The 14,635-nt window shown below is 62.7% G+C and carries 16 protein-coding genes; 15 read left to right on the forward strand and 1 reads right to left on the reverse strand.

Going from position 1 to position 14,635, the window contains the following annotated elements; translation table 11 throughout:
- Window positions 1-86: 86 nt before the first annotated feature.
- A complete protein-coding gene (locus ACFSNN_RS19040; protein ID WP_134462940.1) occupies window positions 87-1,295 on the reverse strand; it encodes an aspartate transaminase in 1,209 nt (402 codons plus the stop codon).
- A gap of 274 nt (window positions 1,296-1,569) precedes the next feature.
- On the opposite strand from ACFSNN_RS19040, the gene nac reads away from it, so the two are divergent.
- The 15 genes from nac to ACFSNN_RS19115 all read left to right on the forward strand — a co-directional run bounded on the left by nac (window position 1,570) and on the right by ACFSNN_RS19115 (window position 14,635).
- Complete coding sequence (gene nac / locus ACFSNN_RS19045; protein ID WP_134462942.1) at window positions 1,570-2,505, forward strand: nitrogen assimilation transcriptional regulator NAC; 936 nt, start codon at window positions 1,570-1,572, stop codon at window positions 2,503-2,505.
- Between the two features lie 127 nt (window positions 2,506-2,632).
- Window positions 2,633-3,154 (forward strand): acetyl-CoA carboxylase biotin carboxyl carrier protein, encoded by a 522-nt coding sequence (accB, locus tag ACFSNN_RS19050; protein WP_134462944.1) that lies wholly within the window; start codon window positions 2,633-2,635, stop codon window positions 3,152-3,154.
- Window positions 3,155-3,160: 6 nt separating this feature from the next.
- On the forward strand, window positions 3,161-4,513 hold the full coding sequence (gene accC, locus ACFSNN_RS19055; protein ID WP_134462946.1) for an acetyl-CoA carboxylase biotin carboxylase subunit: 1,353 nt from the start codon (window positions 3,161-3,163) through the stop codon (window positions 4,511-4,513).
- Window positions 4,514-4,596: 83 nt separating this feature from the next.
- Window positions 4,597-5,268, forward strand: a complete 672-nt coding sequence (gene pxpB / locus ACFSNN_RS19060; RefSeq protein WP_244323071.1) for a 5-oxoprolinase subunit PxpB — start codon at window positions 4,597-4,599, stop codon at window positions 5,266-5,268.
- Window positions 5,265-6,272, forward strand: coding sequence for a 5-oxoprolinase subunit C family protein (locus ACFSNN_RS19065; RefSeq protein ID WP_134462950.1), 1,008 nt, complete (start codon window positions 5,265-5,267; stop codon window positions 6,270-6,272). The genes pxpB and ACFSNN_RS19065 overlap by 4 nt, the downstream gene beginning before the upstream one ends.
- Window positions 6,273-6,275: 3 nt before the next feature.
- Window positions 6,276-6,743 (forward strand): acetyl-CoA carboxylase biotin carboxyl carrier protein, encoded by a 468-nt coding sequence (locus tag ACFSNN_RS19070; protein WP_134462952.1) that lies wholly within the window; start codon window positions 6,276-6,278, stop codon window positions 6,741-6,743.
- Between the two features lie 26 nt (window positions 6,744-6,769).
- A complete protein-coding gene (locus tag ACFSNN_RS19075) occupies window positions 6,770-7,537 on the forward strand; it encodes a LamB/YcsF family protein (protein ID WP_134465567.1) in 768 nt (255 codons plus the stop codon).
- 171 nt (window positions 7,538-7,708) lie between these two features.
- A complete protein-coding gene (locus ACFSNN_RS19080) occupies window positions 7,709-8,467 on the forward strand; it encodes an SDR family oxidoreductase (RefSeq protein ID WP_134462954.1) in 759 nt (252 codons plus the stop codon).
- A gap of 249 nt (window positions 8,468-8,716) precedes the next feature.
- On the forward strand, window positions 8,717-9,727 hold the full coding sequence (locus ACFSNN_RS19085; RefSeq protein WP_134462956.1) for a 2-hydroxyacid dehydrogenase: 1,011 nt from the start codon (window positions 8,717-8,719) through the stop codon (window positions 9,725-9,727).
- A 339-nt stretch (window positions 9,728-10,066) separates the two neighbouring features.
- Window positions 10,067-10,768 carry an amino acid ABC transporter permease gene (locus ACFSNN_RS19090; protein WP_134462958.1) on the forward strand — a complete coding sequence of 234 codons (702 nt, stop codon included), beginning with the start codon at window positions 10,067-10,069 and terminating at the stop codon, window positions 10,766-10,768.
- A 1-nt stretch (window position 10,769) separates the two neighbouring features.
- Window positions 10,770-11,519 carry an amino acid ABC transporter permease gene (locus ACFSNN_RS19095; RefSeq protein WP_085230658.1) on the forward strand — a complete coding sequence of 250 codons (750 nt, stop codon included), beginning with the start codon at window positions 10,770-10,772 and terminating at the stop codon, window positions 11,517-11,519.
- Between the two features lie 27 nt (window positions 11,520-11,546).
- Window positions 11,547-12,275, forward strand: coding sequence for an amino acid ABC transporter ATP-binding protein (locus ACFSNN_RS19100; RefSeq protein WP_134462960.1), 729 nt, complete (start codon window positions 11,547-11,549; stop codon window positions 12,273-12,275).
- A gap of 85 nt (window positions 12,276-12,360) precedes the next feature.
- A complete protein-coding gene (locus ACFSNN_RS19105; RefSeq protein ID WP_134462962.1) occupies window positions 12,361-13,209 on the forward strand; it encodes a transporter substrate-binding domain-containing protein in 849 nt (282 codons plus the stop codon).
- Window positions 13,210-13,321: 112 nt separating this feature from the next.
- The gene (locus ACFSNN_RS19110; protein WP_244322937.1) at window positions 13,322-13,843 is read left to right on the forward strand and encodes a gluconokinase; all 522 of its coding nucleotides are present in this window, start codon (window positions 13,322-13,324) and stop codon (window positions 13,841-13,843) included.
- A gap of 36 nt (window positions 13,844-13,879) precedes the next feature.
- The gene (locus tag ACFSNN_RS19115; protein ID WP_134465568.1) at window positions 13,880-14,635 is read left to right on the forward strand and encodes a glucose 1-dehydrogenase; all 756 of its coding nucleotides are present in this window, start codon (window positions 13,880-13,882) and stop codon (window positions 14,633-14,635) included.

The following is a 14,635-nucleotide window of genomic DNA, read 5'->3' on the forward strand; positions in this document are numbered from 1 at the left end:
AGCTCCAAACCGACTGCCGCATCCTGTCGGCGCGGCATGTCTTTTTACTGAGCGACGCCGCCGTGCAGGGCGGCGTCGCCGTACTCTCAGTTCAAAGCGGCGACTGCGGCGGCGATCTTCCTGCAGCCTTCTTCGATGATCTCAATGCTCGTGGCGATCGACATCCGGAAGAAAGGAGAGACGCCATAGGCCGAACCGGCAACCAGTGCGACGCCCGCGTGCTCCAGCAGATACAGCACCACGTCGACGTCGCCTTCGAGGCGCTTGCCCTGCGGCGTGGCGCGGCCGATCATGCCGCTGCAGTTCACATACAGATAGAAGGCGCCGCCGGGCGTCTTGCAACTGATGCCGGGAATCGCGTTGAGCGCTTCGAGCGCGTGGTCGCGCCGTTCGCGGTAGGTCCGCACGGACTGCCGCACGAAGCTCTGGTCGCCGGTGAGCGCGGCGAGCGCCGCGGCCTGGCTGATCGAGCTGGCGTTGCTGGTGGATTGCGACTGGAGCGTGTCCATCGCGCCGATCAGATCGGCGGGGCCGGCGGCGTAGCCGATGCGCCAGCCGGTCATCGCGTAAGTCTTCGACACGCCGTTGACGACCAGCGTGCGCGAACCGAGTTCAGGTTCGATCGAGAGTAGATGCTGCGACGCTTCACCTTCGAAGCGGATGTGCTCGTAGATGTCGTCCATCATCACCAGCACGTGCGGGTGACGCAGCAGCACGTCCGCTAAAGCGCGCAGTTCTTCGGCGGTGTAGGTCGCGCCAGTGGGGTTGGTCGGCGAATTGATGATCAGCCAGCGCGTGCGCGGCGTGATTGCTGCCTCGAGAGTGGCGGCCGTGAGCTTGAAACTGTCGGCCTCGGTGCAGGGCACGACAACCGGCACGCCGTCGCAGGCGAGCGCCATGTCCGGGTACGACACCCAGTACGGCGCGGGAATCAGGACTTCGTCGCCGGCTTCCACGGTCACGGCGAGCGCGTTGAAGATCGCGTGCTTGGCGCCGCACGTCACGATGATGTGCTTCGGATCGTATGAAAGCCCGTTCTCGCGTTGCAGCTTCGCGGCGATGGCGGCGCGCAACGCAGGCGTGCCGGCCGTTTGCGTATAGCGTGTCTCGCCATGCTCCATCGCTTCGAAAGCGGCCTGGCGAATGTGCGCAGGCGTGTCGAAGTCGGGTTCGCCGACCACGAGGTTGACGATGGTCTTGCCCTGCCGCCGCAGTTCCGCGGCGCGGTCGGCCGCGGCGCTGCTCGGCGAAGGTTTGATTCGCTGGACGCGGGCGGCGATGCGCGATGCACTCACACTTGACTCCTCAACAGCATTTAACGAGCCTTCACATTAAGCGTGAGAAAAAGTTCAAGCCAAGACGTCTTTCCGCTGGGGCAATAACATCCGCTTATGACAAGCCGACACGCGCGCGAGTCCGGCTCCGATAGCCGTGGTCCATGCGGGAATACGCTGACAGAGCGCCTTTCCCGGCCTGCAGAAGCGAGCGAGGCGTTTTTTAGGCACTGTGCGGCGCGCTGCGCTTGCCCTATCATTGTTGCCATCCCCCAACATCCGAGACGCGACTACCGTGAACCTGCGGCGTTTGAAGTACTTCGTGAAGATCGTCGATATCGGCAGCCTGACTCAGGCCGCCGAAGTGCTTCATATCGCCCAGCCGGCGCTGAGCCAGCAGCTGATCACGCTCGAGGACGAGTTCCAGCAGCAACTGCTGGTGCGCACGAAACGCGGCGTCACCGCCACCGAGGCAGGGGCTACGTTGTATCGGCACGCGCAACTGATCCTGCGCCAGTACGAACAGGCGCAGGCCGACGTGAAAAGCGCGGGCCAGACGCTCTCTGGCCAGGTTTCGGTGGGGCTCGCGCCCGGCACCGGGGCCTCGGCGCTCTCGTTGCCTTTGCTGCGCACAGTGCGCGCGCGGCATCCGGACATCCTGCTGTACATCAACGAGAACTTCGGCACGACGCTGAGCGAACTGATCATGAACGGCCGCATGGACATGGCCGTGCTGTATGGCGACAAGCCCGTGCACGGCCTGTCGTTCCAGCTTCTGATGAACGAGGAATTGTTCCTTGTCGCGCCGCGCAGCATGGGCATCACGCAGGAGCAGATCGGCGTGACCGAATTGCGCGACGTGCCTTTGCTGCTGCCGCGTCCGTACAACTATCTGCGCAAATATGTCGACGAAGGCTTCGCGCGCGTGCAGATGATCCCGAAAGTGGTGGCCGAAATCGAATCGGCTTCGACGCTCTCGGCGGCGGTGAGCGCGGGTATCGGCGCGACGATCCTGCCCGATTCCACCGCGCGCGTGGTCGCGGTAGCGGGCGATATCGTGCAGTGCCGGATCGTTTCGCCTGTCATCAAGATTCCGCTCTCGGTCTGTCTGTCCGACCATCTGCCGCTTTCCGAGCCGGCCGCGGCGGTCAAGGACATTCTGCTGGAACTGGCGGGCGACCTCGCGCTCGACGTGCGCTTCGAGCCCGGCGCCGATACCGCCGATACATAAGCGCGCCTTATCGCTACAAAGCCAAACCGTCTTGGCGCAATTTTTATGTGACGGATACATTGAGTCCATCGTCGATCGCCCGGCTTGCAGTGAGCCGGCGCGCATCCAACCGGCTACGGACTCAGTGATGGATCTCCAGAAGATTAAGGCGCTTATCGACCTGTTGGCGGAATCGCCGCTTGCCAGGCTCGAAGTCATCGAGGGCGAGGAACGGGTCAAGCTCGTGAAGGCGAAACGGCGCACCAGGCAGGCCGCTGCGCCAGCGGGCGAGCAAGCTGCGGCCATGGCAGTAACCCAAAGCACCCAAACCGCCCAAGGCACGCAATCCCCGCATGCCGCATCCGCTCGATCCGCCGACACCGGCACACTGCGCGAAATCCCCGCGGCGTCCGCCGCTTCCGCAACCGCGAAGGAACCGCAACTCGTTCGCGCGCCCATGTTCGGCGTGGTTCATCTGACACCGGCACCAGACGAGTCGCCCTTCGTGAATGCCGGCGACACGATCGAAGAAGGGCAATTGCTCTGCACGATCGAAGCGATGAAAATGTTCAACGCGATCGAGTCCGAGTTCAGCGGCGCTGTTCTGGAGATTCTCGTGACGCCAGGCAGCGAGGTCGAATCCGGCCAGCCGCTGTTCCGGATCGGCTGACCCATCATGTTCAATAAAGTACTGATCGCCAACCGTGGCGAGATCGCGCTTCGAATCCAGCGTGCCTGCCGCGAACTGGGTCTGCAAACCGTCGCCGTGCATTCGGAGGCCGACGCCGACGCTCGCTACGTGCGTCTCGCCGACGAGGCGCTGTGCATCGGCCCGGCGTCGCCGGGGCAAAGTTATCTGAACCGGACTGCGATCCTGTTCGCCGCGCACGTGAGCGGCGCGCAAGCCATTCATCCTGGTTACGGTTTCCTGTCGGAGAACGCGGACTTCGCCGCGCAGGTCGAGGCCGCAGGCATGGCCTTCATCGGCCCTGAACCCACTTCGATTCGCACCATGGGCGACAAGGTCGCGGCCAAGCGCGCCATGCGCGCGGCCGGCGTGCCTTGCGTGCCCGGCCCGGACGGCGGCTTGCCCGACGACCCCGCCGAGATCCTGCGCGTCGCCGCAGAAATCGGCTATCCGGTGATCGTCAAGGCAGCGGGCGGCGGCGGCGGACGCGGCATGCGCGTCGTGCCCGGTCCCGAACAACTGCTCGAAGCGGTCTCTGTGACGCGTGAAGAAGCGCGCCGCGCCTTCGGCAAGCCCGAACTTTACGTCGAGAAGTTTCTCGAGCATCCGCGTCACGTCGAAATACAGGTTTTGTGCGATACGCACGGCAATGCGCTGTGGCTGGGTTCGCGAGACTGTTCACTGCAGCGGCGTCATCAGAAGATATTGGAAGAAGCGCCCGCGCCCGGCATCGATCCGGACTTGATCCGGCAAGTGGGCGAGCGCTGTGTCGAGGCCTGCCGGCAGACCAACTACCGCGGCGCGGGCACCTTCGAATTCCTGTTCGAGAACGATCAGTTCTTCTTCATTGAAATGAATACGCGCTTGCAGGTCGAGCATCCCGTGACGGAAATGACATCCGGTATCGACATCGTGCGAGAACAGATTCGCATCGCCCAAGGGCACGCGTTGACCATTCGCCAGTCGGACATTCGCACGCAGGGCCACGCGTTGGAATGCCGGATCAATGCCGAAGACCCATTCACCTTCGTGCCGTGTCCGGGGAAGATTTCCGTGTGGGAAGTGCCGGGCGGCAACGGCGTGCGAGTGGACTCGCATATGAGCGGCGGCGCTGTCGTACCGCCTTATTACGACTCGCTGATCGCCAAGGTGATCACGCATGGCGCAAGCCGCGACGAGGCGCTGGCGCGCATGCGCCTGGCCCTCTCGGAGATGCGCATCGAAGGCATTCACACCAACGTGCCGTTGCATCGGGCCATGCTCGAAGATGAAGGATTCGCCGCAGGCGGGGTCGACATTCATCATCTGGAGCGCTGGCTCGCCAGGAGGAAACAGACATGACGCTGACCGTTGAACAGGCGTCGATCGCATACGCGGACGTCGTCGAACGGCTACGACCGGATTCACACAGGACTGCCCTTGCAATGAAACAGGACGAATCGGAGCAGTTGCTTCGCATCAGCATGCTGGGCACCACGGCGATGCTGTTCGAAGCACCGGGCGCACTCGATCTGCATGCGCAGCGCCGCGTCTGGGCGCTCGCGCGCGAGGTCGAAACATGGCCGGGCGTGCGTGAAGCGGTGCCCGGGGTGACGAATCTGATGCTGACGTTTTTCACGCCGCCGGCGGACCTGGATTCGCTCGACGCCGCATTGCGCGACGCGTGGGCCGCGGCCGGCGAATTGCAGATCGACGGCCGCGTCGTGGAACTGCCGGTGGAGTACGGCGGCGAGTTCGGGCCGCATCTGCAGGACGTCGTGAATCACACAGGGCTTTCCGTCGATGAAGTCGTGCAACTGCACTGCGCGCCGCTCTATACCGTCTATGCGCTCGGCAGCCATCCAGGTTATTGCTATCTCGGCGGCATGGATCCGCGTATCGCCACGCCGCGCCGCAAGGTGCCGGTGCTGGGCTTGCCCGGCGGCGCGGTGTCGATCGGCGGTGTGCAGACGGGTGTGTCGGCATCCGCGGGACCGAGCGGCTGGAACACCATCGGCCATACGTCGATGTCGTTTTTCGACCCGGCGCGCGAGAACCCGGCGACGCTCGCACCAGGCGACATGATCCGTTTTCGCGTCGAGAGGATTGTTCCATGATCGAGATACTGTCTTCGTCCGCGCTCGCGACCGTGCAGGACCAGGGGCGCGAAGGCTATCTGCGCTACGGCGTCGGCACGGCCGGCGCGATGGACCGGCTCGCGCTTGCGGTCGGCAACCTGTTGCTCGGTAATCCGGACGACGCGGCCGGCATCGAGATTCCAATGTTCCCGTTTCGCATCCGCTTTCTCGAAGACCTTGCATTTGCCATTACAGGCGCCGATTGCGCGGCGCGCCTGGGTGAGCGGCCGGTGTTGCCGTGGTGGACAGTGCAGGCCAAACAGGGGGACGTGCTGACGATCGGCGTGCCGGCCAGCGGCACGCGTTGTTATCTCTCGCTTGCCGGCGGCGTGGATGTGCCGGTGGTGCTCGGCTCGCGCAGCACGCAGTTGCGTGGTCAGTTCGGCGGCTACAACGGTCGTCAGTTGCAGAAAGGCGATGTGCTGAATGCGGTGGAACCGGCCGGGCGTGCTGTGTCGCAAGAGGCCGTACACGCTGCCGGATTCGGCACCGTGCCGCCGGAGTACTCGTTGCCGGCGCCGTTGTCCGTTCCCGCAGCCGAGCCGGGCGAAACAGCGGTCCGCGTGCTGCCCGCCGCCGAATACGACTGCTATGAGCCGCAATCGCTAGAGGCTTTCTGGCGTGACGGCTGGAAAGTGACGCCGCAGAGCGATCGCTACGGGTATCGCCTCGCCGGTCCGTCGTTGGTCGCGACGCATGCGATCGAGAAACGTTCGCATGGCATCGTGCCGGGCGTGATTCAGGTGCCGCATAGCGGCCAGCCGATCATTCAGCTGCGGGATGCGCAGCCTTCGGGTGGTTATCCGAAGATCGGCACGGTGATCGAAGCGGATTTGTGGCGGCTCGCGCAGGCGCGCATCGGTACGAAGATTCGCTTCGTTCAGACGACCTATCCGGAGGCCGTCGCGGCACTGGATGAACTGAACGCCTATCTCGTCAAAGTGCGCAATCTCGTTGAGCTCTTTCGTCCTTCCCGACACTGAAACATGACCCAAAATAACGAAGTGGATATCGGCGAACTTCGGCAGATCACGTCGTGGCTGGCAGCGGTCGGTGTCGAGTTCATCGAAATCAGCAAACCCGGGACGAGAGTTCGTTTGACGCTGGAGCAGGCCGCGTGTGCGGCCGATGCGAGCGCGACGCAGCAGGTCGTTGCGCGTGCGGTTTCAGCCGCGGCAAACGCGGGCGGATCGAACAGCGCGCAGTCGCAAACCGTCAGCGTGAGCGCCAGTTCCGCAGGCATCTTTCTGACGATGCATCCGGCGCGTTCGACGCCCCTGGTCGAAGCGGGCGCTCAGGTGAAACCGGGCGACATCGTCGGCTTGCTTCAGATCGCGCAGTTGTGTGTTCCGGTGACGGCGCCGATCGACGGCGTGGTGACGCGCACGCTTGCCGCGCACGGAACGACGGTCGGATATGGAACCCCCTTGCTCGAGCTCTCGCCCGCGGCGTAGCGCAATCAAAGTATGGAGTGTGAATGGTGGAAATCGACCTGAACGCGGACCTCGGTGAAGGCTTCGGACCGTACACGATGGGCGAGGACGAAGCGATGCTCGACATCGTGTCGTCGGCCAACGTCGCGTGCGGCTATCACGCGGGCGATCCCGTGATTATGGACAAGACCGTGCGGATGGCGTTGGCGCGCCAGATCGACGTCGGCGCGCACGTGGGTTTTCCCGACCTGATGGGGTTCGGCCGAAGGCAGATTCAGGCCGATCCGCTGGAACTGGCGAACTATGTGGTGTATCAGATGGGCGCGCTCGCCGGCATTGCAAAAGCGGCGGGGCATCGCGTCACGCACATGAGCTTTCACGGCGCGCTGGGCAACATGGCCGCGGCGTCGTATGAACTGGCCGAGCCGCTGGTGCGGGCGGTCGCCGAGTTCGACCGCGACGTGATCATCAGCGTCTCGACGAACACGGAGATCGAGCGGGCCGCCGATCGCATCGGCGTTCGCACGGCCAAAACGTTTCTCGCCGACCGTGCGTACGACGACCAGGGCGCGCTGGTGTCGCGTAAGCTCGAGGGCGCGGTCATCAAGGACCGCGCGGCCGTGCTGGCGCGTGTCAAGGCATTGCTCGAAGAAGGCAGTATCACGACCATTACCGGCAACAAGCTCAAGATGCCGGTCCAATCGATCCTGCTGCACGGCGACACGCCGGGCGCCGTCGAACTCGCGCGCACGGTGCGCGACGTGATCGAAGCGGCGGGCGGCCGGGTGGTGCCGGTGTCGAAGCTCGTGCGCTAGGCGGCGCGTGGCCGGCTTATGCGAGCCCGCTCGTCGGCCAACCATAAGCCGGCCTTATCGCGGCAAAGCCAATCCGTCTTTGCTCCGTGTTTTCACGGCATATACATTAGTAACAGGCCTGCCGCACGCCTCGAAGGCGCGGCATTTCAGAACTACAGACAGAGGTCATTCATGCCGTTTTCAGACTATAAGACCGCGCTGGTGACGGGCGCTTCGACAGGGATGGGTGCTGCGATCGTCGAGCGCTTCCGCCGTGAAGGACTCGAAGTGCATGCGCTTGCCCGCAACGCCGATCGTCTGAATGAACTGGCGGAACGCACCGGTTGCATTCCGCATGCGATCGACGTGCGCGATCTGGAAGCACTGACGAAACTCACGCAGGAAGTGCCGTTCGATATCGTCGTGAACAATGCCGGCGTATCGACCAGGGGTTCGATCCTGGATGCCGGTGCCGACGACATCGATTTGCAGGTGGAAGTGAACCTGCAAGCTGTCCTGCATCTAGTGCGCCTCACCATGCCGGGCATGGTCGAGCGCGATCGCGGCCATATCGTCAACATCAGCTCGATCGCGGGCATCTACACGTTCAACGGCAACTCCATTTATAGCGCCACGAAGGCCGGCATTCACGCGCTGTCGCGCCAGTTGCGCGTCGATGCGACCGGCAGGCGCGTGCGCGTGACGGAGATCTGCCCGGGCCGTGTCGCTACCGATATCTTTGGCCACGTGCATGGCGATATCGAAGAAGCGCGCAAGAAGTTTATCGATGGTTTCGAGCTGCCGCTGCCGTCCGATATCGCCGACGCCATCGCCTTCGCGATCGCCGCGCCGCTGGCGGTGAACATCAGCAATATGGAAATCCTGCCCACGCTGCAGGTGCCGGGTGGGCTGACGACGATCAAACGCGATCCGGCCGGTAACGACGCTTAAGTCTACGCCTGTGTTTTTACGCGCGAGATTGGCGGCGCTGTCTTTGCTGCCGGCGGCGCGCGGCCGGATCCTGAGCGCGCGAGCACGCCCAACCTTCATGCCGACGTCGCGGCGTTTGCATTGCATTCGCGAGATATCGAGCGCGCTGACCCACGAGGTCGCCGCGCCCGGCGAAACCCATTACGGCTCTCGCGCGGCCAACGGCCCATGCGTAAGAGACATCACCCGAGTTCAATAAGGAGGTTTTCCATGCGTGCATCGGTACTGGTTACCCGTGCGTCATTTCCGGACATCGTCGATCGCCTGCGCGCGAACTTCGACGTGACCGACAACCCGGAAGATACGATCTGGACGCAGCAGGAACTGATCGCCCGATTGCAAGGGAAAACGGGCGCCATGACCGCGGGCAGCGACCGGATCGACGCCACCTTGCTCGACGCCTGCCCGCAACTCAAGGCGGTCTGCAATATCGGCGTCGGCTACAACAACGTCGACGTAGAGGCTTGTACCGCGCGCGGCGTGCTGGTGACGAATACGCCCGACGTGCTTACGGACACCACCGCCGACTTCGGCTTCGCGCTGATGATGGCAACGGCGCGGCGCATCACCGAGTCGGAACGCTTCCTGCGCGCCGGTGAATGGATCAAGACCGGGCGCTACGACATGTTCGTCGGCGGCGACGTGCATGGATCGACGCTCGGCATTCTCGGCATGGGCCGCATCGGTCAGGCCATCGCACGACGCGGCGCATTCGGTTTCGACATGCGCGTGATCTATCACAACCGCTCGCAACTGGCTCCCGAGGTCGAGGCGAGTTGCAAGGCCCGCTACGTCGACAAGGAGACACTGCTGCGCGAGTCCGATCATCTGATCGTAGTGGTGCCGTACTCCGCGAGCTCGCATCATGCGATCGGCGCGGTGGAGCTCAAGCAGATGAAGTCATCGGCCACGCTGACCAATATCGCCCGCGGCGGCGTGGTGGACGACGCGGCTCTGGCCGTGGCGCTTCAAGAAGGCAGCATCGCGGCGGCCGGTCTGGACGTATTCGAAGGCGAGCCGGTGGTTTGCCCGGCGCTGCTCGCGCAAAAGAACGTGGTGCTGACACCGCACATCGGCAGCGCGTCCGTCAGCACGCGGCGCGCGATGGCTTCGCTTTGCGCAGACAATTTGCTCGCCGCGCTGGGCATTGGCGCCTCGGCCGGCAAGCCGCCGACGCCGGTGAATCCGCAAGTGCTGGCTCGCCCAAGCGCGGCTGCCTGAGCGAAGACCGGCGCGCCAAGGCGCGCCTGCGCCGTTTCACGAGAAATGTGCGCGCCTGAAAAAAGGCGCGCATCCACTGATGAGGCGTCCGAAGAGGCGCTGCATACAGGAGACAAACACCATGCAACTGCACACCTGTTCCCCTGCCGGAAACCCTCCCGTTTCATCATTCCCGAAACTTATTGCGCCAGAAGAAAGGCCTCTGCAACGCCCTTTTTTTGCGAGCTAGTATCAATTCAACACGAGAGTCGACGGCGACTCTCGCAGGAATAGCGATGCCGCCGCAGGTCGACTCAGACCGGGGTCATTGCTTCGATCCGAGCCATTGGGATGGGCAACATGAAACTTCATTTTGATCTGGCGACAGTGCTGCAAGGCGACTACGGCGCGCTGTTTCTTCACGGGATCGAGCTCACACTCGCGATGGCCGCGTTGGCGTGGGCGCTCTCGCTGGTGGTGGGCATTCTTCTCACGCTGATTCGCCTCACCAACAATCGTATCGCCACGGCCTTCGTCGCGACGTTCGTTGCCTACCATCGCAATGTGCCGATGCTGGTCCAGATCCTGTTCTGGTACTTCGGCATTTCGAACATCTTGCCGGACTCGCTGCAAACGGTGCTGAATCACTACAATGGTCAGTTCATCTTCGCGGTCATCGCGATCGGTTTGTGCAGTGCGGCTTATCTCGCCGAAGACATTCGCAGCGGCCTGCGCGCGATTTCCTACGGTCAGTACGAAGCCTCGCGCGCGCTGGGTTTGAACTTCCTGAATGGCATGCGCTTCGTGATTCTGCCGCAAGCGCTGCGCAACGCGATTCCGCCGATGGTCAATCACGCGGTCCTGCTGTTCAAGAACACGAGTCTCGCCATGGCGATCGGCGCCGCGGAGCTGACGTACGTGACCCGGCAGATCGAGAACGAAACCTTCCTGTCCTTCGAATCGTATTTCGTCGCCACCGTGGTGTATCTCGGGTTGTCGCTCGTCATCATGCTGGGCGGCGCGAGAATCGCGATGCACTACCGCATTCCGGGAGTGAAGTGACATGTTCGACATCCTGCGCGACAACTGGACACTGCTGCTCATCGGGCAGTATCCGCATGGGCCGTTAGGCGGCATCGTGCTGACGATACTGCTGTCGCTGTCGGCACTTGTGATTGCCTTTCCGTTGGGGATTCTGGTTGCCCTGGCGCGTATCAGCCCGTTGCGCTTTCTGCGGGCGCCGGCCACCGGACTCGTCTACATGGTGCGCGGCATTCCGCTGCTGATGGTGATCTTCTGGGTGTACTTTCTCGTGCCCGTGCTGACCGGCTATCCGGTCACCGGATTCGTCACGATGCTGTGCGCGCTGGTGATCTACGACTCCGCGTATCTCGGCGAGATCATTCGCGCGGGCATCGAGGGATTGCCGAAAGGGCAGGCCGAAGCGTCGCGTGCGCTCGGCATGAGCTACATGAAGACCATGCGCGCGGTCATCCTGCCGCAAGCGCTCTACAACGTGGTGCCGAGCATGGTCACGCAGTTCGTGTCGACCATCAAGGAGACTTCGCTCGGCTACATCATCAACGTGCAGGAGATCTCCTTCGCGGCGGATCAGATCAACAACCGGCTGCTGACGAAGCCGTTTCCGGTGTACCTGATTCTCGCCTTGAGCTACTTCGCCCTCTGTTATGCGCTGACGCAGTTGGCGCAGTACCTGGAGCGGCGCGTGACACGCAAGCGTGCCGGCGTCGTGGCGAAGACCCGCAAGGCCGACGCCGTCGCGCTGGCCGATCCGCTGCCCACCGAGAACTAGGCGTTCAATCATTTCGAGGTAATTCGCATGATCAAGTTTTCCAGCGTCGACAAATGGTACGGCGAATATCACGCTCTCGTGGACGTGAACGCCGAGGTTCGCCAAGGCGAGGTGGTGGTGGTGTGCGGGCCGTCGGGTTCCGGCAAGTCAACCTTGATTCGCACCGTCAACCGGCTCGAGGAGATCAACCGTGGCCAGATTTTTTTCGATGGTCAGGACATTCATGACAAGAAGCTGGGTCTCAATGCATACCGCAGCCGGGTCGGCTTCGTGTTCCAGCAGTTCAACCTGTTTCCGCATCTGTCCGTGCTCGACAACATTACGCTGTCGCCGATGCGCGTGAACGGCCTCAAGCGAGCGGAAGCGGAACGCAAGGCGGCGGATTTGCTGTCGCGCGTGGGTCTGTCGAACAAGGCCAAGGCGTTCCCGCCGCAGTTGTCCGGCGGCCAGCAGCAACGTGTCGCGATTGCACGAGCACTGGCGATGGACCCGCCGGCCATGCTGTTTGATGAACCAACCAGCGCGCTCGACCCTGAAATGGTCGGCGAAGTGCTGAATGTGATGAAGAGTCTCGCGCAGGAAGGCATGACGATGATGTGCGTCACGCATGAGATGGGCTTTGCGCGTGAAGTCGCCGATCGCGTGTGGTTCATGGATGCAGGGAAGATTCTCGAAACGGCGGAGCCGGAAGAGTTCTTTTTGCGTCCCAAGCACGAGCGCGCGCAACGATTCCTATCCGACCTTCGTACGCATTGAGGCGAGAGGTTCGCCACGGTAGTTCAGATTGCCCACCTTCCATCAGCAATGGGTTGCTTTACACATACACTTCAGGAGCATCACGATGCAGGTAAAGAAAATTTTCTCGGGGATGTTGGTGTTTGGCGGTGCGCTCGCGTCGATTGCCCCGGCCCACGCCGATCAATTGGCGGACATCAAGAGTCACGGCGAATTGAGTTGCGGCGTGTATTCGAATGTCGAGCCGTTCTCGTATCCGAATGCGCAGACGCGTCAGCTCGAAGGCATGGACGTGGACCTCTGCAACGCCGTGGCGAAGCAACTGGGCGTGAAGGCGAAGCTGGAGCCGTTGGCGGTGGAAGCACGCATTCCGCAATTGAAGCTCGGACGTGTCGACATCGTGGTGGCGAACCTGGCGTACACGAAAACCCGCGCCACGCAGATTGCCTTCAGCGATTCGTACTATTCCACCAAAGAAGTTCTGGTTGTGAAGAAGGCCGACGCCAGCAAGAAACTGGCTGATTTCACGGGGCAAAAGATCAGCGCCGCCGACGGCTCGACATCCGCGCAGTCGATTCCGATTTCGATCAAGGATGGCCAGGCGGTCACTTTCCACGATACCAGTTCCGCTTTTCTCGCACTTGAGCAGAACAAGGTGAAGGGCTTCGTGACCAATCAGATGACCGCCACGAAGATCGCGAAGCAGGTGGACGGCACGGACGGCGCGGTGGCGATCGCGTCGGAGCCGATGCTGGTCGAGCCGATCGCGGTGGGCTTGCGGCAGAACGAGCCGGCCATGCTGGGTGCGGTCAACAAGGCGCTCGCTACGCTGGAACAGAACGGCGAGATGAGCATGATCTTCAATAAGTGGCTCGGACCGAAGACGCCTTACGGTCTGACTCGCACAGACAAGGTCACGCCGATCAACCAGCTCAAGTTCACACCGGTGTCCTGAAGCGGTAAGCGTGCGACGCAGCGGTGCGCGTTGAGCGGCGCACCGTGCCTGTCGAATGGCCGGCGCGATCCCGCCGATCGATTGCCGGAACAACGTGGCTGGATTGTGCAACGTGACAGACAAGATAGTGGTGATGGGCGTGTCGGGCTCGGGCAAGTCGACGCTCGCGCGCGAATTGGCGCTTGCGCTGGCGGGCGTTTTCATCGAAGGGGACGAGCACCATTCGGCGCAAAGCCGCGACAAGATGTGCCGCGGGATCGCCTTGTGCGACGGCGACCGCGAGCCATGGCTGGATCGTCTCGGCGCGAAAATGGACGAGAGTCGAGGCGCCGCCGTGCTGTCATGTTCGGCATTGAAGCGGGGCTACCGTAAGCGGTTGCGCGCGCGTGTCGCCGGGCTGCGCTTCGTATTTCTCGACATTCCCTTGTCGGTTGCGATTGCGCGCGTGGCGGGACGGGCCGATCATGAGTTTCCCGCAACGCTGGTCGCGGATCAGTTCGATACGCTCGAGCCGCCGGTGGGCGAGGCGGGTGTGCTGCATCTTTGCGCGTCACGAGACAGCGCTTGCAACCTGAGAGAGGTCATGCAATGGTTAAGCAGGCCCGCCGAGGCGTCATGGGAATCGGAAGACTAGAATCAAGGAGAGGTTGAGTTGAACAGCAATCTGAACATGTTCGATCTGTCGGGGCGCCGTGCGCTCATCACGGGATCGAGTACCGGAATCGGTTACGCGCTCGCAAAAGGACTAGCCGGCGCGGGCGCCGAAATCATTCTGAACGGTCGCAGCGCGGCGCGCCTCGCCGAGGCGGTCAGCCGTTTGCGTGACGAGGGCGCCACTGTCCACGCCGCGAGTTTCGACGTGACATCGGCAGATGACGTGGAAAATGCGATCGTCAATATCGAGCGCGACATCGGCGCAATCGACATTCTCGTCAACAATGCGGGCATGCAGCGTCGCGCGCCGCTCGAACAGTTTTCCCACGAGCAGTGGCAGGAACTGATGAAGACCAACATCGACAGCGTGTTCCTGGTCGGGCAGGCCGTGGCGCGGCATATGATCGGGCGGCAACGCGGCAAGATCATCAACATCTGTTCGGTGCAAAGCGAACTGGGCCGTCCCAACATTGCCGCCTACACCGCGAGCAAGGGCGCCGTGAAGATGCTGACGAAAGGCATGGCAATCGACTGGGGCCAGCACGGCATCCAGGTGAATGGTCTCGGGCCGGGCTACTTCAAGACCGAGTTGACCGAGGCGCTCGTCAAGGACGAGACCTTCAGCAAGTGGCTGATTGGACGCACGCCGTCGCGGCGTTGGGGCGATGTGGAAGATCTCGTCGGCGCCGCGGTCTTCCTGGCGAGCAACGCTTCGAACTTCGTCAACGGCCACATTCTTTACGTGGACGGCGGCGTGACCGCCACACTGTAG

Source organism: Paraburkholderia dipogonis (genome assembly GCF_042680985.1).
GTDB lineage: Bacteria > Pseudomonadota > Gammaproteobacteria > Burkholderiales > Burkholderiaceae > Paraburkholderia > Paraburkholderia phytofirmans.